The organism is Listeria rocourtiae subsp. hofi (genome assembly GCF_963575615.1).
In the GTDB taxonomy this organism is placed as follows: domain Bacteria; phylum Bacillota; class Bacilli; order Lactobacillales; family Listeriaceae; genus Listeria_A; species Listeria_A hofi.
On sequence record NZ_CAUYTL010000020.1, the window covers coordinates 13,368 to 39,044 of the forward strand.

The window sequence follows — 25,677 nt, forward strand, 5'->3', positions numbered from 1 at the left end:
GGTGATTCTCTTGGTGAAAAAAGAGCAACGATTAGGCGTGTTACTTTGGTTTAGGCTCAGTAGATTCTATAACCGCAATATTAAATTAACCAATCAAAATCTTAAAAAAGCAAATCTTTCGATGGCACAATTTGATGTGATTGCTCAGATTGGTCTAGAGGGTGAGAGCACGCAAAAATCATTGGCGGATAGGCTTGTGGTCACCAAAGGAAATATCACACAATTGCTTGTCAAATTGGAAGAGCAGGGCTTGATTTGTCGGCGAAAGCAGGGTAAAGAGAAGTATATTGCTTTAACGGAGCAGGGTAAGGCGTGCTATGTAGAAACTGTTCCTGCGCAAGAGGCGTTTCAGCAGGAACAGTTTGGGAAGCTGACGCGCGACGAACAAAAACTGTTACTGGATCTATTAAAAAAATTAGATGATTAGTGAGGAGTGTTAAGATGGAGTTAAGAGGAATACATCATATTTCGATTATAACGGAGAATGCGCGTGCTAATTTTGATTTTTATACGAAGGTTTTGGGCTTGCGATTAGTGAAGAAGACAGTGAATCAGGATGACCCATACACGTATCATTTGTATTACGCAGATGAGGTTGGAAATCCGGGCACGACGGTTACTTTTTTTGAAATTCCTAGGGCGAATCGAGGACATAAAGGATATAATTCGATTGCGCGAATGGGGCTACGTGTACCGAATGATGCGGCATTGGCTTATTGGGAAGAGCGTTTAACATTGTTTCACGTGAAACATGAGGGCGTCTATGAACAATTTGATCGAAAGGTTTTGGATTTTGAAGATGTGGATGGTTTGGCTATTCAGCTTATTTCAGATGAGCGGAATAAAGGTGTTGCGGGTGGAAATCCATGGCAAGATAGCCCGGTTCCTGTGGAGTTTGCGATTACTGGGCTGGGGCCAGTTTTGTTTTCGACATTGAAAAAAGAAAAGACTGATCGAGTGTTGACGAAGGTCCTTGGATTCCATCGGGTTGGTGCATACGAGGATGATGAGCGTTTGGTAACTGTTTTCCAAGTTGGAGATGGTGGCTCTGGCGCAGAGGTTCAATTAGAGGCTAATTTTAAAGATCCTCATGCTGTGGAGGGGCTAGGCAGTGTGCATCATGTGGCATTTCGGGTTGCAGATGATGCGGAGTTGCGTGAATGGGTGGCGTATATTCAAGGTTTAGGATACCCGAATTCTGGTTTTGTGGATCGTCATTATTTCCACTCACTGTATTTTAGAGAGGAAAATGGTATTTTGATTGAGCTTGCGACGGATGGACCAGGATTTAAGACGGATTTTTCGAAAGAACACGGAACGTATGTAGAGCTTCCACCTGCATTAGAAGGGCGCCGGGCTGATATTGAAGCGCATTTGACGGAGCTTGATAGTGATAAATAATAATGGCAAAAAGCATCAGTATCTATTATGATAGGTATAACATAATAATAGGCGGTGAAGACATATGACGGAAATCAGGTATGAAGGCATAGCCAACAAGGACTGTCCTAGTTTAGAGCGATTTTTAGTTTCTAGTAAGCACGAGGTTCCAGCGATGTTGATTTTTCAAGGTGGTGGATATGAAAAGCGAGCGGAGCATGAGGGTAAACCGGTGGCGGAATGGTTGAACAGTATTGGTATTTCAGCGTTTATTGTGAATTATCGGGTTGCGCCGTACAAACATCCAGTTCCTCTAGAAGATGCAAAGTGGGCGATGCGCATGGTGCGACATCGTTCGGAGGAGTGGGGTATTGATCCAAATCGGATTGGTGCGATTGGTTTTTCAGCGGGGGGCCATTTAGCCTCCACTTTGGCGACGCATATTGATGAGGGTCGACCTGATGCGGAGGATCGGATGCATCAATATAGTACGCGTCCAGATGTGTTGATTTTGGCGTATCCAGTTATTACGATGAGGGCGCTGACACATCAAGGTAGTTTGCATAATTTATTAGGAGAAGCACCGACGAAGCAGCAGATTCTTGACTTGTCAAATGAGTTGCACGTTACAAATAATACACCACCCACTTTTTTATGGCATACGGAAGAGGATCCAGTGGTCCCTGTTGATAATAGTTTTATTTTTGCTGCAGCGCTTAGACGGCATAATATTCCGCACTCTGTCCATACGTTTGAGCAAGGAAAGCATGGGCTTGGAATGGCAACGGATAACCTCGAGGCTAAAATTTGGCCGAAACTCTGTGAAAATTGGTTAAAAGTGCGAAACTTCATTTAATTTTCTGTGAAACAGTGGTACAATTTTAGTGGATAGTTAATTTGGAGGAGGCAATATTTTGGGTAAACGCACTTTTTATTTTGTACGGCACGGTAAGACGGAATGGAACTTGGCCAGAAGAATGCAGGGTTGGGGTGATTCACCGCTGATTGAAGAAGGTATTAATGGTGCAATTGCAACAGGTGCTGCATTGCGAGATGTGGACTTTACGGCTGTTTATTCTAGCCCGAGTAAGCGCACAGTCGATACGGCGAGTTACATTCTGGGTGGCCGTGATATAGATGTAAGAACGCTTCAAGGACTTCGCGAAATGAGTTTTGGCATCTGGGAAGGTGAGCGTTTTACGGATATTACGGAGAATTATGGAGAAGAGTACGCGATGATGCTGGATAACCCGGCAGAGTACGGAGCAACTGTTAGCAAGGGCGAGACTTATTATCAAGTGAAGGGCCGCACAAAATTGGCTGTGGAACAGATTTTAGAGGAGCAGCCAGAGGGCAATATTTTGGTAGTTTCACACGGGATGGCTTTGCGGGTTTTGATATTTGTTGCTTTGCAGGGGGCTGATTTGCAGACGCATCGTACGGAAACCCCACACATTTTGAATACTAGTGTGACAGTTGTGGAGTATGAAAATGGCGAGTTCTGTGTAATTACGGCGAATGATACCTCTCATCTTGAGGGGATAGTTGAGGGGGTTTAGGTAGATGATAAAATTAGTAGCGATTGATATAGACGGAACATTGCTTAATGATAGGCACGAGATTACGCCGGAGGTTCATTTGGCAATTCATAAAGCCAAAGCGAAAGGTGTCAAAATTGTCTTGTGTACTGGGCGCCCAATTACGGGTGTACAACAATACTTGTCGGACTTGGAGCTAAAGCGTGAAGGTGACTATGTGATTACATTTAATGGTGCGATGGTGCAAGATACGTTTACCAAAGAGGTTATTTCTCATTTGACGTTGGATCATGCCAACATTATGGATATTTACGAAATGAGCCATGAACTTGGCTTGCATATGCATTTCAATGATATGAATAATCTGTACACGCCGAATCGTGATATTGGAAAGTATACCGTTTATGAGTCTTACTTGACGAATACGCCTCTGTTTTACACGCCAATGGATGAGATTTCTAAAGATATTATGGTTTCCAAGGCGATGTTTATTGACGAAGAAGAAGTCTTAGCGCCAGCGATTGCCAAAATTCCGACCAGTTTTGGTGAAAAATATAACTTGGTTCGTAGTTCCCCGTTCTTTTTAGAGATTTTGAATCCGGAGGCGAGTAAGGGGAATGCGGTGCATAATTTAGCTCAGAAACTTGGAATTGAGCAGAGTGAGGTTATGTGTATTGGTGATCAAGAGAATGATTCGACAATGATTGAGTACGCAGGTGTCGGCGTTGCAATGGAAAATGCTATTGATAAAATTAAAGCGATGGCTGATTTTATTACGCTTTCGAATGAAGAGAGTGGCGTTGCGCATGCAATCAATAAATATGTTTTAGAAGGATAGGTGTGGCTAATGAGTGATTGGATAGAGAAGGGTTATCGTGAGTACCGAGGTGAGAAAATCGATGTTTATTTTAATACGGCGATTTGTGCACATGCAGCGGAATGTGTGAAGGGTGACCCAGCTGTATTTAATACAAGTCGAAAACCGTGGATAGTTCCTGATAATGCATCGCCTGAAAAGGTTCAAGAAGTCATACATCGGTGTCCAAGTGGTGCTTTGAAGTATCAAATGAAATAGGAGGTTATGATGATGGAATTTGTTAAAGGTGAAAATCGTTTTTTCAAAGAAGACGAGAATGGAAAATTGATTGCGGAAGTAACATGGGTTCCGAGTGGGGATTCACTTGTTATTTTGGATCATACTTTTGTTGATGAGAGTCTTCGAGGCCAAGGAATCGCATCACAACTCGTGGAAAAAGTGGCTGAGGCTATGCGTTCAGAAGGTAAGAAGATTACCCCAACTTGTCCATTTGCGAAGGCAGAGTTTGAGCGCAAGCCTGAAAAGTATGATGATATTAAGGCATAAAAATTAGAGACCCGTTTGCGATTTTGCACGGGTTTTTAAATATTTCCCAGGAAATAGTGACTTCCTGCTACCAATTTAAAAGAATATACTTTAAAATAAAGAAGAATATATTTTGCCTAAATGGAGGTTTTAATGATGGAGCATAAACAACATACGGCTTTTCCGAAAGATTTTTTATGGGGTTCTGCCTCGGCGGCGTATCAAATTGAAGGCGCATGGGATGCGGATGGTAAAGGGCCTTCTGTTTGGGATGACTTTGTGAAGATTCCTGGTACGACATATAAGGGTACGAATGGTGATGTGGCGGTGGATCATTATCATCGTTATAAGGAAGACGTGAAGTTAATGGCAGACGCTGGTCTTAAGGCATACCGTTTTTCGATTGCTTGGAGTCGTATTTTTCCGACGGGGAAAGGTGAAGTGAACGAGGCGGGTTTGCAGTTTTATGATGATTTGATTGATGAATTGTTGAAATACAATATTGAGCCGCTTGTGACGCTTTATCATTGGGATATTCCGCAGGCGTTAATGGATGAGTACGGTGGCTGGGAATCACGTCAAGTAGTAGAGGATTTCACGAATTATTCGGTAGCGTTGTTTAAACGTTATGGTGATCGTGTGAAGTATTGGATTTCTTTGAATGAGCAGAATATTTTTGTGACGCTTGGCTATTCAATGGCGCTTCACCCGCCGAAAGTGACAGATGATAAACGGATGTATCAAGTGAATCATATTGCGAACTTGGCGAATGCAAGTGTAATCAATGCGTTTCATGAGATTGTGAAGGATGGTAAAATTGGACCGAGTTTTGCGTACACGCCGTTTTATCCAGTTGATACGAACCCGAAAAATGTGCTTGCTGCTGAAAATGCTGAAGAGCTGAATGGGTATTTTTGGATGGACATCTATGCATGGGGCGTTTATCCAAAGGCGGTTTGGCGTTACTTGGAAGAAAACGATTTGGCACCAACAATTGAGCCTGGCGATATGGAATTGCTTGCGTCTGCGAAACCCGATTTCATGGGCTTAAATTATTACCAATCGGCGACGGCTGCGCACAATCCACTGGATGGTGTTGGGCAAAGTAATACGTTCAATACAACTGGTAAAAAAGGTACAGCGGAGGAGACTGGGATTCCTGGTTTGTATAAGAAAGTGAAGAATCCTCATGTGAAAACGACTGATTGGGATTGGACAATTGATCCTGATGGGCTTCATATTGCACTTCGTCGGATTAATAGCCGTTACCAATTGCCAATTTTGATTACGGAAAATGGCCTGGGTGCGTTTGATAAGTTAGAGGACGGACAAGTTCATGATGCGTATCGGATTGACTATTTGAGTTCTCACGTGAGCGCGATTCAAGCTGCGATTAATGATGGTGTGGATATGCTTGGATATTGTACATGGTCGTTTACGGATCTTTTGAGCTGGCTGAACGGTTATCAAAAGCGTTACGGTTTTGTGTATGTGGATCGTGATATTTCTGATGATGCACCGATGACGCGGATTCCGAAAGATAGTTTTTATTGGTATAAGAAAGTGATTGAGACGAACGGGAAAGAATTATAAATAACCGAAAGAGCTTCTCTTCCTACTAGCATTTGTTAGAAGGCAGAGGGGCTCTTTTTACATATTTCAAAAATAGCCCAATTTTATTTTTAAATGTAATGGGCATCTTTGAAAGCGTTGACAAATCAATCTAATATTTCCGATTGGTATAGACCTAATACAGTTTAAACCAATTATTGGCGAGGTTTTACTTTCAATTGCACGGGTATTTGCTTAGTGTCACGGATTATGACAAAGCAATAACGCTTGTTTGAAAGCGCGAACAAATAAGGGGGATTTACTAATGATGGATTGGAAGAACACGAAGAAATGGGTGGCAGGTGGAGTTTTGACGGCGGCGGTTGCGGTTGGGGCTTCGTTAACGGGAGGAACACAGGCTCATGCTGCTGTCGATGATGCCACACCGATGCCTAGCATTCAAGGAAAGCAGGTTCTGGTTGGTTATTGGCATAGTTGGAAATCGACAGGTAAGGATGGCTACAAGCAAGGAACCTCGGCTGATATTGCGTTAAAAGATGTGAACGCGGCATATAATGTGGTTCCGGTCTCCTTCATGAAGGGGGATGGCGTGAATCGGATTCCAACATTTAAACCGGTTGGGTTAACAGACAGCGAATTCCGAGCGCAAGTTGGGGCTTTGAATAAACAAGGACGTAGCGTTGTTTTAGCACTTGGTGGCGCGGATGGCCACGTTCAATTGCAAACAGGTGATGAGCAAGCGTTTGCTAATGAGATTATTCGTCAGGTGGAGACATACGGCTTTGATGGGCTGGATATTGATTTAGAGCAAACGGCGATTACGGCTGGAAACAACCAAACAGTAATTCCTGCAGCGCTTAAAATTGTGAAAAACTACTATTCTGCGCAAGGTAAGAATTTCTTAATTACGATGGCTCCGGAGTTTCCGTACTTAAAACCAGGTGCAGCATATCAAAGTTATATTACGTCCTTAACTGGCTACTATGATTATATCGCGCCTCAATTTTATAACCAAGGTGGCGATGGTGTCTGGGTTGATGAAACGAATCAATGGATTGCGCAAAACAATGATACGCTGAAAAAAGAGTTTCTTTATTATATGGCGGATTCGTTAATTCATGGTACGCGCGGTTATCTACAAATTCCGGCTGATAAACTAGTTATTGGTTTGCCGGCGAATAATGATGCTGCAGCAACTGGATATGTAGTTAATCCTCAAAACGTTTTCGATGCATTCAATATGTTGAAAAATGCAGGAACTCCAATTAAAGGTATTATGACGTGGTCCGCGAATTGGGATGCTGGTAAGAGTAGCGCTGGTGTTTCATATAATAATGCGTTTGCAAACACGTATGGACCATTCTTAGGTACCAAATAGTTAAAATCAAGCCGGGTAGTTTTTTGCTACTCGGTTTTTTCTGCTTTCTAGAAAAAAATGTTTGGCTTAAAAGTAGATTTAACGGTGATTCTTAGGGTATAGTAATAAAGCAAAGGTTTTGCAAATACTATCAGGGGAGGAATGGAATCATGCGTAAATTTTATTTGTATTTTATTTTAGTAATGGGACTTGTAATGATTGGATTGGGACTTTGGTTCGTATTTAATCCAAGTACGTCGCTTGCGGCTTTCACTTTTGTAATTGGAATTGTATTGTTACTAAATGGTCTAAATGAGATTATTTCGTATTTCAAAGGGCGTAAAGTTTTGAAAATCTCGAATTGGATTCTTTTGGATGGAGCTTTATCATTTTTAGCAGGGTTAATTATTTTGCTTAACAACAATATTGGTGAGAAATTTATCGTGCTAATTTTCGTTATTTGGGTACTTGCTTCGGCAATTCTTAATATCGTGATGGCTTTCTCTGTAAAAGGTTCTAAAGGCTGGATTTTCATCATGATTATCGGTATTATCGGTGCATTAATTGCGATTATCTCGCTCTTTAGTTCAGCGATTGTTGCAGTAACAGTAGGCTTGATACTTGGCGCTTTCTTTATTTTCCAAGGCATTGCGTGCTTGTTATTGTTTAACGGAATTCGCAAACAAATGAAATAATGGAAAACCTCCTTGTGACACGTTCATGGGGAGGTTTTCTTAGGTATAGTGAATTGAATATATTTTGGGTATGTGTTAGAATGAAGTAGAAAAGGAAGCCATGCGCTAACATGACTTCCCAATGTAGAGCCGTTGAAAAGACGATGGCTAGATAGTGAATATAAATAACCCATCTAATCTCTTCGGCTAAAAGTGAGTTAGATGGTTATTTTTTGTCTTTTTTTACTGATTTGATGAGAATAACTACAAAGCCAAGAAGTGATACAATAAATGTACCAAATCCCAGCATGAGTGTTATCGCCTCAGCAACAGACATCAGGCGTTTCCTTTCTGCAGATTTTAGTGCCTATTTCCATAAGCACCACCACCCTTCGATTAGATCAGCCACCATCTTTTCACTTCTCTACCAAGCCAGTATATCAGAAATATCGTAGCAGTGCCGTGCGATTTATTACATATACGTAACAAGAAAGGACCAGTGGATGGTGCAAAAAGTGATTGTGAATGCGAATGATGTTGGAATGTCGAAAGGGATTAATTATGGTGTCATGGAGGAGTATTTTGAATTGGATTAAGGGCTGAGTTCATGGTATTATCAGCGTGAATGGAAATGAGGTGGCTTCGCGGATGAAGAGGTTTTTGATGATAGGGGTTGCGGGCATGGCGGGTGCGTTGTGTCGGTATTTTGTTGGGCTGGGAGTGGGGCTTTTCTGGGGAGCTGACTTTCCGTTAGGTACGTTACTTGTGAATTGGAGTGGGTGTTTGGTGCTCGGGTTCTGCACGACGTATTTATTTCGATTGACGATATTGAATACGGATTTGGTGCTGGCGATTGGGACAGGTTTTTTGGGCGCCTACACGACATTTTCGACGTTTAGTTTGGAAGTGATGCAACTTTTTGGGGCGGGAGAAGCGATTTTTGCAGTTACATATTTAGGGCTTAGTTTTTTAGGTGGAAATTTGTTAGCTTGGATTGGTTTTGCACTTGGTGAACGACGATTCGTGCGCAAAAGAGAAGCGGTCAAGGGGGGCGATTTGTGATGTGGTTGGACGTTATTTCCGTCGCGATGGGTGCTTTCTTTGGGGCAAATGCGCGATATGCGTTGTCGAGCTGGATAAAACGCCGTGTGACATGGGATTTTCCGATCGCGACGCTAGTTATTAATTTGTCGGGTGCGTTTGTGCTGGGATTGGTGATTCAGTTGCAGTTGTCATTCGACTGGAATTTGCTCGCGACAACAGGGTTTTTGGGGGCTTTTACAACTTTTTCAACGTTTAAATTGGAGAGTGTGCAATTATCGACGGACCGAAAATGGGGAAAAGTAGTTTTATACCAAGTCGTGACGTATTCGGCGGGTTTGGCGCTGGTCGTTGTGGGAATGTTTGTAGGATCGATATTATAATTAGGCAGTGTGCGCTATTCGTTATCTCAGCGCACACTTCTTTGACTATTCCCAAAAACTGTGTTAATTTCTAAAAGAAGCTAAGACGAGTCGCCAAACATGATGTGACGTAGAATTGTTTTTTTGATTTTTAGGTAGGACGAAAAATTCTGCTTTACACAAATTGAGCGAAAGCGTTTGTATTCAGGAGATTCGGTGGAACCCAGAAGCGGAGCATACTGGTGTATGTGAGAACCGGAAGTCCGCCGAATCTACTGAATGCGAGCGCTTGCTGCCGATTTACATCATGTAGGCACAAGTTTAAAGCTTTCGTGGTTCGTGATCTCCCACGTAAAAAAACTAAGGAGTGAAAAATAAATATGAGAAACCAAGATGAACTGGCTGGTGTCACACATTTAGGAAATCAAGGGACGGCGTATCGAATGGATTATGCGCCGGAAGTGTTGGAGGCTTTTCCTAATAAGCACCCCGACAATGATTACTTTGTGAAATTTAATTGTCCGGAGTTTACGAGTCTTTGCCCGATGACGGGGCAGCCTGACTTTGCGACGATTTATATTTCTTATGTGCCTGGCGAAAAAATGGTAGAAAGTAAGTCACTGAAGCTTTATTTGTTTAGTTTTCGAAACCATGGCGATTTTCATGAGGATTGTATCAATATTATAATGAAGGATTTGATTGATCTCATGGGACCAAAATACATTGAAGTATGGGGGAAATTCACGCCGCGTGGTGGAATTTCAATTGATCCGTATGCGAATTATGGAAAACCTGACACACGTTGGGAAGAAGTTGCTATGCATCGTTTAATGAATCATGATATGTACCCTGAAAAAGTGGATAATCGGTAGGAGGAAATGAAAATGACAAATAAAAAAGCGTTAGTGATTTTTTCTGGTGGGCAAGATTCGACGACTTGTTTGCTTCAAGCGATTCAAGATTATGGCAAAGAGAATGTGGAGGTTATCACGTTTTTCTATGGTCAGCGGCACGATATTGAGCTTGCGAAGGCGAAATGGATTGTGCAGGATTTAAATGTGAAGCAGACGGTGATTGATACGTCGGTTATAAAACAAACGACAAATAATGCGTTGATGGATGATTCGATGGCGATTTCGCAAGGGGAATCAGAGGAGTATCCGAATACGTTTGTAGATGGGCGTAATGCGCTGTTCTTGTTGCTTGCGGGAACGTATGCGAAGGGACAGGGTATTACAGATATTATTATTGGTGTGTGTGAAACGGATTTTAGTGGGTATCCTGATTGTCGCGATGTATTTGTGAAATCGATGAATGTGACGCTGAACTTGGCAATGGATTTTCCGTTTGTGGTGAAGACGCCGTTGATGTATTTGACGAAGGCAGAAACTTGGGCGTTGGCGGATGAGTTGGGACGGCTGGACTACGTTCGGGAGCATACGCATACATGTTATATGGGCGTGGACGGTGGTTGTGGTGAGTGCCCGAGTTGTGAGTTAAGGGAGAATGGCTTGACGGAGTACTTGGCGCAAAAGGCTGGAAGTGCGATATGATGAGTATTGCGAAGGAGTTTACGTTCGATATGGCGCACATGTTGGATGGGCATGACGGAAAATGTCATAACTTGCACGGCCATACGTATACGTTGCAGGTGGAAGTAGCTGGGGATTTGATTTCAGCGGGCTCAAAAGCTGGAATGGTGTTGGATTATGGTGACATTAAGCGGATCGTGAAGGAGCATGTGACGGCAAAATTAGATCATGCTTTTGCTTATTTTGATGGAAATGAGAACGAGTGTCGTATTGCAAATTTATTAGAAGAGATGAATCGTAAAACGGTCGCGCTACCGTGTCGAACAACGGCAGAGGGGATGGCAATAGTGATTTATGATTGGCTGACACCATATTTACCAGTTTCGGCGATTCGATTGGGTGAGACACCGACTTCTTTTTGTGAATATGTAGGTGATATGCATGACTGAGCGTGAATATCGGATTGTAGAGATTTTTGAGACGATGCAGGGCGAAGGCTACAATACGGGGATGCCGAGTATTTTTATTCGGTTTGGCCGATGTAACTTGGATTGTCCGTGGTGTGATACGAATTATAATGAGTTTGAAATGATGACGGCTCAGCAAATTTTGAATGAAGTGCATAAGTATACGGCTCGGAATATTGTCATAACAGGGGGTGAGCCAACGATTCAACGCGGGATTGAAGAACTTTTACAAGCTTTGAAACTAGAGGGTTATTACTTGGCGATTGAGACGAATGGTTTGAAGGAAGTTCCTGTGGAAATTGATTACGTGGCAACGAGTCCAAAACGGTTATACAGTGAAATGTACGAGAAGCGCCATTTATCGCGGGCGGATGAGGTTCGAATCGTTGTAGATGGTGATATTCAGGAGTTTTGTGCGCAGATTGAGGCGTTGATTCCCGCGAAAAGGTATTATTTGTCGCCTTGTGAAGAGGAAGGCGAATTTAATATGTTGGAGACGATTAGCCAACTCGGGAAATTGAATACAGGGCGTGGCGAGAATAAGTGGTCGCTCAGCATTCAGACGCATAAACTGGCGGGGATTGAATAATTATATGAAGGAAGTTTATCTTGTAAATTAGCGTTTACGGGATAAGCTTTTTTTGTATAATCATTTATTTCTAACGGGTAGAATTTTTTGATAATATCCTATTTTTGTGGCTCTTAACGTGTAGTATAAAGGTATAGCTAAATGGACGTGCCTTTGTGAGATACGAAAGGAGTTTTTAATATGATGAAGAAAAGAATGAAGATGCCTATTATTCTTCTTCTGATTTTTACAATTACGATGGTTGGGCCAATAAATAGCGCGGGGCTTGGTAATTGGTTTGCAACTGGGGTTTCGGCTGGTACAGGGCTTTCACTTATTGTGGATAAGCCGAAGCAGACGGAGAATCGCCAGTTTAATTTGACATTAAAAGATGATACGGCGCTGAGTTATTCGGATGATCCTCCGAGTGACAAGGGGCCGGTAAATGTGGTTACGGTAGCGATTCCGGTTGGGATGACTCTTGATTTGGAGGCTACAAAGGAGCATAATGCTGCCAAAAATATGGGTACAATTGATTTTGATGAGGAATCTAGGAGTGCTCAAGTGACTTGGAATAGTGATGCGACAGAGCATGTATATGATTTGCTTTTGACAGCTGAAAAGGCACAGAGTTATATGTTGCAAGCTGTACGATATGATGCGAGTGGTAATGCGGTGGAGTCGAATCTGATTGCGATTACAGTCGAGTCAGAACGGATGGAAGAAGTTATGCCGGAAATAGACGAAGAAGAAACAGTGACGCCACGGAATCCGCAGGTGATGACAAGAGTTGCAGATGAAATGGTTACTTTAGCGGATGTTGTGGATCCGAGTGTAGCGAATGTAAGTACATTGACGGAATTTCATAATGCGATGATGAATAAGGATATTGCGACGATTAATGTTTTAGCAGACATTAATTATGCGGCGTTTTCTGCGGCTGACGCGAGTCCAACAAATACGGGTGCATCCTATCAAAGAATGCCTGAACGTCCGTTTACGATAAACGGAAATGGGCACACAATTGATTTTAGAAATCAATCTTATGCACCAACGGATACTTATTCTTTGCCAAAAGTGGTTACGTTTAATGATTTGAATACGTATGGGAAAAATTATTATGGCTTTTATACGGATAATTCAGCTGGTGGAACGAATGCTACGAATACGATTGTTTATAACAATGTGAATTACAGAGGCTCTCAAGCGATTCATGCTCCAGCGACAACTACTAAAATTTCTGGAAAATCATCTTTTGCGCAGACGAATAGTTATGTGAGTCCTTTTGATGGTGTGAGTTATACGACGCTTGCGAATCAGACGACATTTGCTGTTGGTGATATGAATATTCTTGAAGGTGCGGATGTGAAGGTTACGAATGAATCAAGTGGTGCAATGTACATCTTTTCAGGTGGAACGGTAGATATTGCTGAGAACTCGGTTTTGGATATTTATACATCTGGAACGAATGCAACGGTAGCGGATGGGGCGGTTTCAGGAATTACTAGTTATGGAAATATTTATGTTCGAAATGGCGCAACGCTGAAAATGGATAACGCGGTTCCGTCATCTGGAACAGCAGTTGGCGGAATTTGGATGAATGCGGGTACTTTCAGTGTTTCCAATAATGCCAAAGTGGATATTAAGGCTCGTGGCGCAATGTATTATGGTAGCCCGTTTTACATTAGTGGTGCAGGAACTTTGAATGTTAGCGATGACGCGGAGTTTAAGTTGGAAGCGATGAATACGGGAACTTCTACGCAAGATATTTTTAGTACTGGAACGGGTACAATTCTGATTGGTAGAAATGGCGTGTTTGATGTTAGTTCAGATGGAACTGGGGCTAAGTATCTGGTTTATCTGCGTGGTACTTCAAAATTCCAATTTGCGAATGCGAAACGTGTTGATATTAAGTTTAATAATACGAATCCTGCTGCAACAGCTCGTTTATTGCGGATGTCGGGTAACCTCGATGTGGATGTCCAGTCTATTCAGGCTTGGAATGCGAAGACGTGGACGGATGGTATGGATGACAATTCTAATTTTATTTGGAATCCGATGTTTGGAGTGAAGGTGACATATAGTGCAGCAAACGTTACAGCAGCCACGGGTCAATCGGTAAATGCGGCGATTAAGAATAGTTTTACAACAAACTTTAGAACGCAGAATTTCAAACGTGTTCTTTTCGAAGGAATTCCGGATGTTGATGTAACGATTGGAAATTTAAGTGATAATGTGAACCGTGAGAATAGCCGAGTGATTACTGGTAAGGCGAATCCGGGTGCTTCTGTGAAACTTTCGGGTGATCCTGCAATTCCTGTTGGGACACTTGATTCACCAAATGAGGAAGATAAAACGACGAAGTTTCATTTGATTGCTGATAATGATGGGAATTATCGTTACGAGTTGCCGGAGGGGAAGGTTTTGACGGCTGGTAGTACGGTAACGGTTTATGCTTTCTTAAACGGAAAAGACAATTCGGCACAGACGATTGTTCAAGATGACACGGTTCCAGATGCACCAGTTTTGACTGCGATTAAAGATGTGGATGCGGTTATTAGTGGGCAAGCCGAGGCTGGAAGTACAGTGACGATTTATGATTTAGCTGATGATAGTGAATTTGTGAGTGGCGTGACAAACGGTGCAGGGAATTTTGCGATAGCAGTTCCTGTTGAAAAGCGCCCAATGACGCCAAACAAAGTATATTATGCGGTGGCAAAGGATGCGGCTGGGAATGTTAGTACTAAGTCTAATCAGATGAGTGTTGTGGATACAACGGCTCCGACGGCGGACGTGATTAGGCAGTTTGTAACGCTTGGTGATACGTTCACGACAAATCCGAAGAATCTAGTGGAGAATGTTACGGACAACGCTGGAGATGGTGATGATAATATTAGTTATGCAATCACAAAAGTACCCGATGTTTCTAAAATTGGCTATTCGACAGCAACTGTAACGTTGACGGACAATGCAGGCAATGCTGCAAATTTTGTTGTTCCAGTATTTGTGCAAGATAGCAGTTCAATTAAAGATGAGAATTATTTATTACATGCGGAGGATTTCGCAGTTGCTACAGCAGATTTACCAACGACTCCTGCGGCAATGAAGGATATGGTTTTAGAAATGGCAAATGTGCAAGCCTACGTTATTGCAACGGGTGCAAGTGCCATCACTTCGGTTCAAATGACAGGGGTTGAGACGATTACGACAACGCCTGGAAAGTATCAAGTAAAGGTGACATTAGGCGAGTTAGAACGCGAGATTACTGTCACGGTTTTAGCTGGAACGCTACAATTTAAATCAGCGACTCCTGAAATTTCATTTGGAACGGCCGCTATTAGTTCTCGTGAGCAGTTTTTGAAACCGCAGGATGATGTGAAGTTAACGGTTGAGGACACACGTTCGGAAGGAACCAATTGGAAACTGACCGCACAACTTGATGCGCCACTTGCAACGGCGGATGGTGAGGAGTTAATTAATAGCCTGTTTGTCAGGAGCCAAGAAGATGGAAATACGATTTTGATTCCGCTAAATGGCGTGGCAAATGAGATTTTCTCAAATACATCTAGTTCAGACGGTGTGACAGAAATAGATCTAAATACGGCGGATGCTTCTGAGTTAGTATTGAATATTCGTCCAGGAACAGCGCGTGCGAATAAAGAGTATAGCACGACAATTCATTGGACGCTGGAAGATACGCCTTGATATAGATGAGAACCGTAGTTTTTATCAAGCATTTGGATTGTAATAACAGGAAAGAACGTTCTTTGACGATATTTTCAAAAAGTGCTATAATGAAATGGAAAAGGAAGCCATGCGCTAACATGACTTCCCAGTGCAAACACCATTTAAGATGGTGACAGCCTTATGTGACTCTTTTAAAAACCACTAGCTGCCGAGCTTAAAAGTGGTTTTTATTTTTTGTCATTTTTACTGTTCATAATCGCCACAATTAAGGCCGCAAAAGCGATCATAATTGTAAGACTTTCGAAAACAGTCATGTTTAGTCCTTTCCAGGAGAAGCCATGAATAATAACATAGGCACCACCTACTTTCATAAAAAGAGGGCTGCCAACCACCATAAACTCGTTTGCATTATCTAGTATATCATAAAATGAGTGGTTTTTAAGGCCATGCTGAAACTCTTTTTGCGAAGGGTTTCGGCATTTTTAAGTGGTCAAGCAAGTCAAGTGATACGGGCGGAAATAGAGAGGAGCTCCAATGATTAAAAAAATATGGGAAACGACAGCTGTAAGAGCTTTATTGGTGCTATTACTTACTACAATCTTAATCTACGGATTGAGTAGCTTTTATTTGATGAATGGAGGGATGTTCTGGTTTGTGATTTTGACATATGGCACGTATTTGCTGTTCTTTATAGTGCCATTTATCGGTGTCTTTACCGTTAGTAAACACGTGAATCCTAGAAAAACAATCGTATTTTTGATATTACTTGTTATCCTACACACGCTGTTGATAGCAGGTTATACAGATATTTATATATACACGGATGAGGGTGGAGTAAGCAAAATAGCAGTCCATCCATTTTTACGAGTTAGTTCTATATTGTCGGGCGTTCTGTTGCTCATTTTTTATGGTCTAAGGCTACTGGAAGGTAGCGATTCAGAAGTATAATATCTCTAATTATTGGCGAACTATGCCGAAACTTGATTGTAAAAAAGTATGATTTTGCTATAATGAAGGTATAAAAATGTTAATTTGGAGGGCTTTAAGTGAAAATAGATAGTAATGGGATGGTACAAGCGCCAAATTGGTTTGAACGTTTGTTAAGCAATAATTTTACAGTTTTGATTATTATTCTAAGTGTTATTTGTGTAGTAGGGATAGCCCTTTTTATTATTCAACTGGTAGCAAAAAGGCTTTCATGGAAAGCAGTTATTAGTGTGACGGTTCCATTAGTAGTTTTCTGTATACTGTTTGGAGCCTACGTAAACAATGTTCACAACGAAGTAGAAATGCATGATATGGTGGAAAGTACATTGAAATGATGTGTTGTACGAGAAAAAAATGGAGTGTAGCAATTGAGATGCACTCCGTTTTTTGTAATATCAAAAATCATTTTTATGTTATTTAGATAATACAGATAGAACTCATGAGTATTTGGAAATGATTGTGTTATTACTATGAGTAATAATAAAAAATATGAATGATTGGGGATGAAAATATGAGATACATAATGATTGATACGAATTATTTTGTTGCGCAAAAGTTCAATACAGAAAAAATTATACTGAAAAATTTTAAAGAAATGATAGATGACAAATTGGGGACTTTTTTATTCAATGATATTTTAATTGGAGAATACAAGAGTCATTTAGATGCATTTGTTGATTATACAAGTGCTAAATTTAAAAATTATTTAAAAGATAAGAAGACACTGAACACCGAGATACCAATGTTTGAAGAAGAAGGATTGAAAGGAAAAGTAGCAGAGTATGAAAACCAATTTTTACTTCCATTTAAACAAAAGTTTGATACCTATCTGAATGATATCAATGGAATAGATATTTCAATCGAGCAAATAAACCTTAAAGTCATCGTGGACAAATATTTTAATTCGATTTCTCCGTTTGAAGCTAATGATAAGAAGAAAAGTGAATTTCCAGATGCAATAATTGTTGAAAGTATAATCAATTGGATGAGTTGCCAGAAAAATTTTGATAAAGCAAAAGATGAGTTATATATTGTTACCAAAGATGAAGGATTAACAAAAGCCTTGCATAATCCATATATTCATGTGGTTGAAGATTTAAAGGAATGCTTACTTAGCTTGCTAGATCCGGAATTAGAGAGCAAAATTGAAGAGAATATCAGTAGCGACGAGTTCGAGATTTTTTTAGAAAAATTATTATTTGAAAATATGGATGGCCACTTGATAGAGGGTGACTTAAATTTTATGCTAGATAGTTTTGATGCAGAGGCTATGCAATACAGCATATTGGACCTTTTTGTTAAGGACTACGATCTTTTAACAGTACACAAAGAAGAAAATGAAATAAAATTAATTATTGAAATAACAGATGTCACGGCTAATTTGAATGTTGATTATAGTATAACGGACATAGATAGTGGATTCTATGATAAAGAAACGGGGCAAATATTTGGGGAGGAACACTTTGATAGATCGATAGAGATAGAAGCGGATTTAAAAATAATTGTAGCAATTTCAGTAGATGAAAATAATATATTCACAAAAAGGCTAAGTCAAACAGTAGATGATATTGATAATTTGCAGAATCGAGAACTTAAAACGGAATTGCAAAATTATGAATACAAAGTTCAGGATGTTGTTGGAGGGTTGTCGCTTGAAATAAAAGTCATAGATACAAATGTAGATGAAGATGTATATTACCAATAGATCTGAGAATTATAGGAATATAAGCTCTTATGTTATATTGGCATATGCAATTTTTGGATTTAAGTGGCACACATTTTCTAATTTAAATGACGTTTAGCGATTTCTATGGTCATAGCTGGGAATCCTTAATTGAAAGTGTGAGTAGCACTAACTATCCATTCGGTGTCAAAACGTATAAGTTTTGACACCGTTTTTGATTTGTGATAAAATCAGTACATAGATCGGTGTCATAACTCGTATTCATAAGTAAGGGGTGTTTTTCATGAATTTTACCAATATGAACCATCGGCAACTGGCCAGCAAGATTAGTTCCGACTTGATCCGGCTGGAAAATAATTTGAATGGTATTCACAAATCGAAGAAGCAAGAAGAACTAGAAAATTATAGAAAAGACTTATTGTTAATCGCTGGCCAACTTTCCCGGTTAACAGATGAAAGTTTTGAACGAGCATTGAAATTACAAACAGAAGGTGATTTGGCCGATGTACGTTCGCTTGGGATATCTAAGTTCCAAGGAAGTACAACAGTGAGGGAATTAGAGGAATGATTTACGGCTATGCACGTGTATCGACAATTGGCCAGGATTACGAAACACAAGTGGAACTTTTGACAGCTGCTGGATGTGAAGAAATTTTTCACGAGAAAATCACTGGATCAAAAATGGATCGTAAGCAATTGGATTTATTATTCTCTAAGCTTCAAGAGGGGGATACGTTTGTGGTAACGCGATTAGATCGGTTTGCCCGTTCTACTGTAGAAGGATTAACCACAACAAAAAATTTATTTGAACAAGGAATCAAAGTGCATATCTTGAATTTGGGTCTCATTGAAAACACACCGACCGGTCGCTTAATCTTGGCCAATTTCTTTGCCTTTGCGGAATTTGAAAGGGACATGATTTTGGAACGAACAGCTGAAGGGAAGAAAAGAGCCAAATTGAATCCTGATTTTAGAGAGGGCCGGCCAAAGAAGTTTACAAAAGCGCAAATCGATTTTGCTTTAGTTTTGTTAAAAGAAATGTCATATACAGAAGTGGCGAAGAATACTGGTATATCCAAAAGTACACTAATTCGTGCAAATAGAAAAAGAGAATAGGAATTATAGCAAGTTTCCTTACAAGCAGAAAGATGCCTCTTGTCTGGCTCGGGACAATTTTGGCGGGGCTATTAGGTTCATGGTTGGGAGAATTATTACTGAGGACCGGAAGTAGCTGGAATGGCAGTTTTCCCCTCCATATTAGGCGCTGTGATTTTGGTATTGCTTGTATCCTTTGTCATCAAGATGGGAAGGCAAAAGTGAGTATCTAATAAGATGACTGTCATTATTTTTCTATCAGCCACTGTGAGTAGCTTCTATTTCACAGTGGTTTCTTTCTGTCTAAAAACGTGTGAGCAGTTTTTCTTCCATTACTTCATTTCATGTACTTATGAGGAATTAATGAATAAGTACAGGACGAAAATAACAATCAAAGCACTTCGTTAAAAACATTATCTCAAACACGGTGAGCGTACATCTATGGAAAAAATATCATCATAGCAAATTATAATCCTTAGCGGGAGGAAATCTGTGTTTTGTTGGCGAGAGCCCGCAATGGGCGAATACTCGAAAAAGCTACTGGCGTATTGCAAGCAGTGGCCTTTACATCGTACACTGACAGGTAAATGCCTCGTATCGATGGGAGATGTCTTTATATCCCATCGATACGAGGCATTATACTCAAGCTATTGAACCCCCGTATGCCGAATAATACGTAGGGTGGTGTGAGAGGTTAGAGCCTAATGGCTCCTACTACTCGATTATCATCTTACAGCACTGGTACAGTCACTGTTTTAATCACGCCACCAAGTGCGTTGTATGCTGTCAAGACAACCATATCTGTCCGATTCTTAATCACTGTTTTCGCGTAGTATTGGAAGTCTGGTCCTGTTGTTGGAACGCTAATCGTTGAGCCCTTCACATTGTTCACCGTTAAGCTGATTTTGGTTACATCACCTGTAAATTGACCTTTCACGTAGCCATCTGTACCAAGTAAGAACGGATTTACTGTGACATTACCATTTGTAGAACCTGTTCCTGTTGATGCAAAAGTCACTGCTTTAGTACTTACTACATCACCAGCAGCATTAAAGGCTACCAATTCTACAACATCGGTCGTCTTCGTGATATTTGGCTTTGCGTAGTATTTGATAGTGCCACCTGTTACGTTGATACGCTGTAATGGCACTTTATTAACTTGTAATTCTACTTTGACGATGTCACCTGTAAATGTACCTGTGACATAACCGTCTTTGCCGAGTTGGAATGGCGTTATGGAACTGATAGCTCCCGTTGGTGCATCTTTTGTCACTGTGACTGTTTTGGTGCCAAGTACTTTGCCATTGCTATCATAGGCCGTTAGCTTCACGGTGTCTGTTTGGCTGCGAATTACGTTATTTGCGTAATACTTAAAATCTGGTCCAGTAACACTGATTTTGCTTCCCTCTGTGTTATTGTTGACTGTTAAACTAATCTTCGCGACGTCCCCAGAAAATTGGCCTGTTACGTAATTGTCTTTACCGAGTTTGAATGGAGCTACAGTTAAGTCGAAATTCACTGGCGTCTTTGTCGCATTCAATAAATTTTGTGCTTTATCTAAGTCCTTTTGCATGCTTGCTTTGACGGTTGTATCTACGACTGCGTCCACTAATTTTTGTACATCGTTGATTGCTTGTTGATCCGTTGTTGGTTTAAGTACATTCGTGCTTGGATTATTATTCGTAAAAAGTCCTAAAATGGCGTTAGCTGCATCTGTAGAGATACTTGGTGGAAGCGTTGAATGCAGACTATTTAGCAAAGTTTGCGCCATTTGAACATCCGCTAGCATTGCCTGTTTTTGCGGTGAATCTGGTAACTGGTTCACTAAAGCCTTCGCTGTATTGACTGCAAATTGCGATAAACTTGGTTTAATAGCCCCACTTGTTGGCGTATTATTCAAAAACAACTCATTTACAGCTTGACGAGCCTTCTCGTTTTGCTGTTTAATTTGCAGATTCATATTCGTGTCAAATTGCTGATGTGCCTCATTTAAAAGGACTAGTAATCGAGCTTTCTCCGCAGAGTCCTCAACAGTCAGCGCAGCGTTCTCAGCCGCATCCACATCGGCTTGGGTAATTTCAGTCGCAACCGTGGCAAGCATCGAATTTTGATACAAGTTATACACTTTTTGACCAAAGTCTTGAAGTCCGTTTTCAAAGTCACCTACAAAATCGGCAGCGGTTAAAGCTGCGTCATTTTGCTCTAAAATTTTTCCGTCTGGGTAGATTACATTGATACTAATGCGTGTATTTTTATTGTATTTTTGATTAAGTACATCTACATACATTTTTTCAGATACACCAGCAGCTGTCGTGGAGTATTGCGTGTGAATTGTTCCATCTGGTAGCTTTACTTGCAAGCCATATCCTTTAGCTATTTTAGTCATATCAATTTCTAGGTATACATCATAAAACTCAATTAATGGTAGATATGCAGAGATATTAGTTTTTGAAAAGTTTTTAGATGCTGGTTGTTGCGTGGGTGCAGTATAAATTGGCGCTGTTGCTGATACAGCTGCTTTTACCGTTGTGTCAGAAAGTACATTAAATGGTGCGACAATACTTGTTCCTATAATAGATGTTACTGTCAAGGCGCTGACTAATTTTTTCATTTTGTTATTCATTTGATTATAGCCTCTTTCATTTATCGGATAGTAATATTTACTGCAAAAAAATGATGATCATGAATGTATATTTGTATTTCGTTTATCGGTTGGACATCTCCATTGCTTTTTCATCATTATTTTCGGGAAAATAATTACTAAGTTATCCTATCACAGTAAGAAAAATTATAACAGCTAATTTAGTTGTTTGTCATTAAAGATTCATATTTTGGCAGACTTCTTAACCTATCATACAAATCTAAGCGAAGTAGGACAATGGAAATGAAATCAAAAATCATACGTGAAAAACTTTCCATATCCATCATCGGTATACAAAATCAATAGTGGAGTAGCTTCAGCAAAACGCCCATTTCCCCGTTAAGAGCGTTCAAAAAGTAAAAAACTATGTTTAAGAACGCTTAGCATGGTTAAAACAAGCTATATAGCAAATTATGATCCTTAGTTGGGAAATCTGCGTTTTGTTGGCGCGATCCCCGTGAAGTCTAAAAAAGAGGGAGCGTGTCAAAAAGCATGCTTTTTGACACACATAGAAAAGAATAGAAATCGCGTTCCAAAATATCCGAAAATGGATTTTGAAACATATTGCTTTTATGACGTATCTTATGACATAGAATTATTGCGCAGATGCAATAAAAATGATGAAATATATGACGAATACGTGAAAATATACATATTTTTATAGAAAAGAATGCAAATGAATAGTGACGATGCACCGAAAGCTCGGTATACTAGTCATGTTACACAGAAAAGGGATTGAATGGAATGTCAAAAACAAAAGTATAGTATTAAATAGTGCTTAATGGATGTTAAAGACTTTTATAAAACTTTGCCTACCGTTTTATTCTACGAGAATAAGATGTGTAATCATTGGGGAGAACTGACACAGTGACGAAAATTATAATGATGAGTATAGGATTAATTATAGCAAATTGTATAGGACTAATAATGCTTGTAATTATAGGTGTATATTTTTATGTAAACGAGGATACTTCTCAGGTGACGAAAGAGAATATCGAAGTATTTAATATGGAGTTGGATGTTCAATTCAATCCGGATAACCTAGAAGAGTTAGTCGGTAATTCCGAGAACGTATTTATTGGAGAGGTCATTGAGAATGTTGGATCCGATAGAATAGATGAAACACTACCTAGGACACAATTTCAAGTTAAAGTCGTGGAAAATATTAAAGGTGAACTGAGAGGAAACGTGATTGTCAATCAACATATAGGATATTTTAACTATAAGGGCGAATCTGGTGAGGAACAGTTTGGGTTAGAGAAATTTGAAGGCCAAGAATTTTTGCAAGAAGGAAAAACATATATATTTTCCTCCTTGTTTCAAGCTGATAAAGGGTGGCATAATCTACACCCGGTGCAAGGTGAAGTATTAATAAATGAAGATAAGCGTTTACTTTCTGTTGAAAGGATAGCATATCAAGAAGCGTTTAAAAACCAAGATATATAGACACGTCTGAAATAGGCGTGTTTTTTCTTTGAAATAAACGGCGTTCTTGTCTATTTTTTAATCTAGAATAGAAGTCCTGTGAGTTGTGATAATTAGACAAGGGCAGCAAGTCTTATTTTTCATGAAATTCTAATCTGGATCACAGCTACTTTTTTTCTTGAAGATGTAATATAAAAATATAAGCTAACAACAAGCAAATCCATTTTCATCCTTTCCCCCGAAGAGTGAAAATGTTAACTCCCTTTTTGACCGTCGCGGTTACTCCCTTTTCCGCGGTGGTTTTTTTGTGCGCCAAAAATATGTCTGATAAGGGTATGCCCATACACAACGGTCAGGGAACACGGTGTAGTCGGAAGTAGAGATGTCCGGTAAGTGTGTCCGATAATTGATTTTGAAATAGTAAAGCTCATTTTCATATCACCAAAGCCTAATCAAAATTAGACTTTGATATAAGTTCTCGATAGCAATCATTTCATTTTTTGCCTGTCTTAGTGTTAATCCTGCTAAGGTACCAGGAACTACGATTGCAATGATTCTTTATCTTTTGTTCCATCCTCTACTAATCTTAGCTTGTTTATTATTTTGGCAGGAGTACTGTGATTTTGGTTCCGCGATCTTCGCTACTATCTACTGCAATTGTCATATCATGCAAATCGGCAATTCGCTTCACAATGGAGAGTCCAAGCCCGCTTCCGCCGATTTTAGCTTGACGTGAGAGGTCTGCTTTGTAAAAACGTTCAAAGATGCGGAGTTGGTCTTCTTGAGAAATGCCGATACCACTGTCCTGAATGGTTATTTCGGTTTGATCTGCTTTATTTTTAGTGAGCGTTACTTGAATCGTTCCGCTTTTGGGCGTGAATTTGATGGCATTGTGAAAAAGGTTTTGCCACACTTGGTAGAGTAGGGATTCATCGCCGTAAAATTTAGTTGGTGTGAGGTCTACGATGACTTCAAGTTGTTTGCTTTGCCACTGGGGTTCGGCGGTTAGAATCATGTCGCGAATCTGGTAGTCTAGGCGAAATTCAGTAGGATTGAGTTTGTAATCATTTTTTTCTAGGGCGGTTAGTTTGAGTAGGTTCTCGCTGATTTTGGAGAGTCTACTTGTTTCTGCTTGGATGATTTCAAGATAATGGGTGCGTTTTTCAGCACTGAGGTTGTTGTCTTGGAGCAGTTTTGTGAAACCGGAAATGGATGTGAGCGGTGATTGGATTTCATGGGAGACGTTAGCAATAAAGTCTTGCCGCAGTGTTTCCATTTCACCGAGTTGTTCAGCCATTTTTTCTACTTGTAAAACGGTGTCACGAATATTACCGTCATCCATACGTTGTAATGGGCGGAGTTGTTCGCTAATTTGAAAGTTACCGCGCCCAATTTCTTCTAGGACAGCACCGAATATTTTGAAATAGGCTCGTTCGTGTCGGAAAAAGAAGCGACTGAGGATAAATCCAATGAGAACCATGATAGTGATACCGCCGGCTGCGATAGTTGCTTGTTCTAGCACCATAGGCCAGGAGAAGTCGTATTTTCCTTTTAGCCATGTGAAGATGACGTAGGAGGCAAGGTTAGCTAGGATGAAAAAGACGCCAACCATGAGGCTAGTTGCAATGGCTTTTAGTTTTTTGCCCATTATGTTTCCTCCAAACGGTAGCCGAGTCCGCGAATGGTACGGATGGTAAAGCCGGATATGTTGGCTGGGAATTTTTCGCGCAAACGCTTGATGTGGACGTCTACTGTGCGCTCGTCACCTTCATAGTCATAGCCCCAGATTTCTTCGATGAGTTGTTCTCTGGAGAAGGTTTTATCGGGATACCCGGCGAGGCGGAATAGTAGCTGGAATTCTTTTAGTGGTAGCGTGATGGCGCGGTTTTGAAGTATAACAAGCATTTCTTTTTCATTGAGTGAGATATTGCCGATACGGATTTCTTGGGTTGCTAGGATTTGATAACGCTTGAGGAGAACCCGGATTCTTGCTACGAGTTCTTCGGGCGCGAATGGTTTCACGACATAGTCATCGGCGCCGAGGCTGAATCCTTTTATTTTTTGCTCGATTTCTCCACGTGCAGTTAAGAAAATAACGGGAATTTCTTGAAAGCTTTTTATAGCGCTACATAGTTCCCAACCGTCCATGTTCGGCATCATAATATCGATAATCGCCAAATCAACTGTTGTTTTTTCAAGAACAGCGAGTGCATCAATACCATCTTCTGCATTGAAAACGGTAAAACCTTCTTTTTCTAGAAAAATGGTGACGAGTTCGCGAATGTTGCTATCGTCATCCACCATCAAAATTCTGTTCATCTATTC

The 25,677-nt window shown here is 40.4% G+C and carries 28 protein-coding genes and 1 riboswitch; of the genes, 23 read left to right on the forward strand and 5 right to left on the reverse strand.

All coding sequences use genetic code 11. The annotated features are described in order from the left end of the window. Nucleotides 1-10: 10 nt before the first annotated feature. From R8925_RS09590 to R8925_RS09635, 10 genes are all read left to right on the forward strand, one after another. Nucleotides 11-427, forward strand: a complete 417-nt coding sequence (locus R8925_RS09590; RefSeq protein WP_430535652.1) for a MarR family winged helix-turn-helix transcriptional regulator — start codon at nt 11-13, stop codon at nt 425-427. A 14-nt stretch (nt 428-441) separates the two neighbouring features. Next, nucleotides 442-1,401, forward strand: coding sequence for a ring-cleaving dioxygenase (locus R8925_RS09595; RefSeq protein WP_430535653.1), 960 nt, complete (start codon nt 442-444; stop codon nt 1,399-1,401). 64 nt (nt 1,402-1,465) lie between these two features. After that, entirely contained in the window at nt 1,466-2,236 is a 771-nt protein-coding gene (locus R8925_RS09600; RefSeq protein ID WP_430535654.1) for an alpha/beta hydrolase, read from the forward strand. A 58-nt stretch (nt 2,237-2,294) separates the two neighbouring features. Continuing rightward, nucleotides 2,295-2,939 (forward strand): histidine phosphatase family protein, encoded by a 645-nt coding sequence (locus R8925_RS09605; RefSeq protein WP_430535655.1) that lies wholly within the window; start codon nt 2,295-2,297, stop codon nt 2,937-2,939. A gap of 4 nt (nt 2,940-2,943) precedes the next feature. Further along, complete coding sequence (yidA, locus tag R8925_RS09610) at nt 2,944-3,756, forward strand: sugar-phosphatase (RefSeq protein WP_430535656.1); 813 nt, start codon at nt 2,944-2,946, stop codon at nt 3,754-3,756. A 9-nt stretch (nt 3,757-3,765) separates the two neighbouring features. Beyond that, entirely contained in the window at nt 3,766-3,993 is a 228-nt protein-coding gene (locus tag R8925_RS09615; RefSeq protein ID WP_430535657.1) for a (4Fe-4S)-binding protein, read from the forward strand. 12 nt (nt 3,994-4,005) lie between these two features. Then, entirely contained in the window at nt 4,006-4,281 is a 276-nt protein-coding gene (locus tag R8925_RS09620) for a GNAT family N-acetyltransferase (protein WP_430535658.1), read from the forward strand. 135 nt (nt 4,282-4,416) lie between these two features. Next, nucleotides 4,417-5,853, forward strand: a complete 1,437-nt coding sequence (locus R8925_RS09625) for a glycoside hydrolase family 1 protein (RefSeq protein WP_430535694.1) — start codon at nt 4,417-4,419, stop codon at nt 5,851-5,853. 283 nt (nt 5,854-6,136) lie between these two features. Next, on the forward strand, nt 6,137-7,210 hold the full coding sequence (locus R8925_RS09630) for a chitinase (RefSeq protein ID WP_430535659.1): 1,074 nt from the start codon (nt 6,137-6,139) through the stop codon (nt 7,208-7,210). Nucleotides 7,211-7,359: 149 nt separating this feature from the next. Next, nucleotides 7,360-7,884 carry an HdeD family acid-resistance protein gene (locus R8925_RS09635; RefSeq protein WP_430535660.1) on the forward strand — a complete coding sequence of 175 codons (525 nt, stop codon included), beginning with the start codon at nt 7,360-7,362 and terminating at the stop codon, nt 7,882-7,884. 205 nt (nt 7,885-8,089) lie between these two features. Here the strand turns inward: R8925_RS09635 and R8925_RS09640 are convergent, their stop codons facing one another. After that, nucleotides 8,090-8,200, reverse strand: a complete 111-nt coding sequence (locus tag R8925_RS09640; protein ID WP_430535661.1) for a putative holin-like toxin — start codon at nt 8,198-8,200, stop codon at nt 8,090-8,092. A gap of 311 nt (nt 8,201-8,511) precedes the next feature. On the opposite strand from R8925_RS09640, the gene crcB (R8925_RS09645) reads away from it, so the two are divergent. The 7 genes from crcB (R8925_RS09645) to R8925_RS09675 all read left to right on the forward strand — a co-directional run bounded on the left by crcB (R8925_RS09645) (nt 8,512) and on the right by R8925_RS09675 (nt 15,538). Beyond that, nucleotides 8,512-8,925, forward strand: coding sequence for a fluoride efflux transporter CrcB (gene crcB / locus R8925_RS09645; protein ID WP_430535662.1), 414 nt, complete (start codon nt 8,512-8,514; stop codon nt 8,923-8,925). Beyond that, nucleotides 8,925-9,287 carry a fluoride efflux transporter CrcB gene (gene crcB, locus R8925_RS09650; RefSeq protein ID WP_430535695.1) on the forward strand — a complete coding sequence of 121 codons (363 nt, stop codon included), beginning with the start codon at nt 8,925-8,927 and terminating at the stop codon, nt 9,285-9,287. The genes crcB (R8925_RS09645) and crcB (R8925_RS09650) overlap by 1 nt, the downstream gene beginning before the upstream one ends. A gap of 305 nt (nt 9,288-9,592) precedes the next feature. Then, a riboswitch (PreQ1 riboswitch) is annotated at nt 9,593-9,636 on the forward strand. 10 nt (nt 9,637-9,646) lie between these two features. Next, on the forward strand, nt 9,647-10,138 hold the full coding sequence (gene queF / locus R8925_RS09655; protein ID WP_430539430.1) for a preQ(1) synthase: 492 nt from the start codon (nt 9,647-9,649) through the stop codon (nt 10,136-10,138). Nucleotides 10,139-10,150: 12 nt separating this feature from the next. Continuing rightward, nucleotides 10,151-10,819, forward strand: coding sequence for a 7-cyano-7-deazaguanine synthase QueC (gene queC / locus R8925_RS09660; protein ID WP_430535663.1), 669 nt, complete (start codon nt 10,151-10,153; stop codon nt 10,817-10,819). After that, entirely contained in the window at nt 10,816-11,247 is a 432-nt protein-coding gene (queD, locus tag R8925_RS09665) for a 6-carboxytetrahydropterin synthase QueD (RefSeq protein WP_430535664.1), read from the forward strand. Before queC ends, queD begins: the two co-directional genes overlap by 4 nt. Beyond that, on the forward strand, nt 11,240-11,854 hold the full coding sequence (locus tag R8925_RS09670; RefSeq protein WP_430535665.1) for a 7-carboxy-7-deazaguanine synthase QueE: 615 nt from the start codon (nt 11,240-11,242) through the stop codon (nt 11,852-11,854). The genes queD and R8925_RS09670 overlap by 8 nt, the downstream gene beginning before the upstream one ends. A gap of 180 nt (nt 11,855-12,034) precedes the next feature. Continuing rightward, a complete protein-coding gene (locus tag R8925_RS09675; protein WP_430535666.1) occupies nt 12,035-15,538 on the forward strand; it encodes a pectate lyase-like adhesive domain-containing protein in 3,504 nt (1,167 codons plus the stop codon). Between the two features lie 209 nt (nt 15,539-15,747). Here the strand turns inward: R8925_RS09675 and R8925_RS09680 are convergent, their stop codons facing one another. Further along, nucleotides 15,748-15,891, reverse strand: coding sequence for a putative holin-like toxin (locus R8925_RS09680; RefSeq protein WP_430535667.1), 144 nt, complete (start codon nt 15,889-15,891; stop codon nt 15,748-15,750). Nucleotides 15,892-16,054: 163 nt separating this feature from the next. Here R8925_RS09680 and R8925_RS09685 point away from each other — a divergent pair, with 163 nt between their 5' ends. The 5 genes from R8925_RS09685 to R8925_RS09705 all read left to right on the forward strand — a co-directional run bounded on the left by R8925_RS09685 (nt 16,055) and on the right by R8925_RS09705 (nt 19,307). Next, on the forward strand, nt 16,055-16,468 hold the full coding sequence (locus R8925_RS09685) for a hypothetical protein (protein ID WP_430535668.1): 414 nt from the start codon (nt 16,055-16,057) through the stop codon (nt 16,466-16,468). A 98-nt stretch (nt 16,469-16,566) separates the two neighbouring features. Continuing rightward, nucleotides 16,567-16,842 carry a hypothetical protein gene (locus R8925_RS09690; protein ID WP_430535669.1) on the forward strand — a complete coding sequence of 92 codons (276 nt, stop codon included), beginning with the start codon at nt 16,567-16,569 and terminating at the stop codon, nt 16,840-16,842. A 188-nt stretch (nt 16,843-17,030) separates the two neighbouring features. After that, a complete protein-coding gene (locus tag R8925_RS09695; protein WP_430535670.1) occupies nt 17,031-18,212 on the forward strand; it encodes a PIN domain-containing protein in 1,182 nt (393 codons plus the stop codon). 262 nt (nt 18,213-18,474) lie between these two features. Further along, the gene (locus R8925_RS09700) at nt 18,475-18,759 is read left to right on the forward strand and encodes a hypothetical protein (protein ID WP_430535671.1); all 285 of its coding nucleotides are present in this window, start codon (nt 18,475-18,477) and stop codon (nt 18,757-18,759) included. After that, on the forward strand, nt 18,756-19,307 hold the full coding sequence (locus R8925_RS09705; RefSeq protein WP_430535672.1) for a recombinase family protein: 552 nt from the start codon (nt 18,756-18,758) through the stop codon (nt 19,305-19,307). The genes R8925_RS09700 and R8925_RS09705 overlap by 4 nt, the downstream gene beginning before the upstream one ends. Nucleotides 19,308-20,016: 709 nt before the next feature. On the opposite strand, the gene R8925_RS09710 is transcribed toward R8925_RS09705, so the two are convergent. Continuing rightward, nucleotides 20,017-21,909, reverse strand: a complete 1,893-nt coding sequence (locus R8925_RS09710; protein WP_430535673.1) for an immunoglobulin-like domain-containing protein — start codon at nt 21,907-21,909, stop codon at nt 20,017-20,019. A gap of 885 nt (nt 21,910-22,794) precedes the next feature. Here R8925_RS09710 and R8925_RS09715 point away from each other — a divergent pair. Beyond that, nucleotides 22,795-23,373, forward strand: a complete 579-nt coding sequence (locus R8925_RS09715; RefSeq protein WP_430535674.1) for a hypothetical protein — start codon at nt 22,795-22,797, stop codon at nt 23,371-23,373. Between the two features lie 577 nt (nt 23,374-23,950). Here the strand turns inward: R8925_RS09715 and R8925_RS09720 are convergent. Next, the gene (locus tag R8925_RS09720; protein WP_430535675.1) at nt 23,951-25,000 is read right to left on the reverse strand and encodes a sensor histidine kinase; all 1,050 of its coding nucleotides are present in this window, start codon (nt 24,998-25,000) and stop codon (nt 23,951-23,953) included. Beyond that, nucleotides 25,000-25,671: a response regulator transcription factor gene (locus R8925_RS09725; protein ID WP_430535676.1), complete on the reverse strand. Its 672-nt coding sequence runs from the start codon at nt 25,669-25,671 to the stop codon at nt 25,000-25,002. The genes R8925_RS09720 and R8925_RS09725 overlap by 1 nt, the downstream gene beginning before the upstream one ends. Nucleotides 25,672-25,677: the final 6 nt, after the last annotated feature.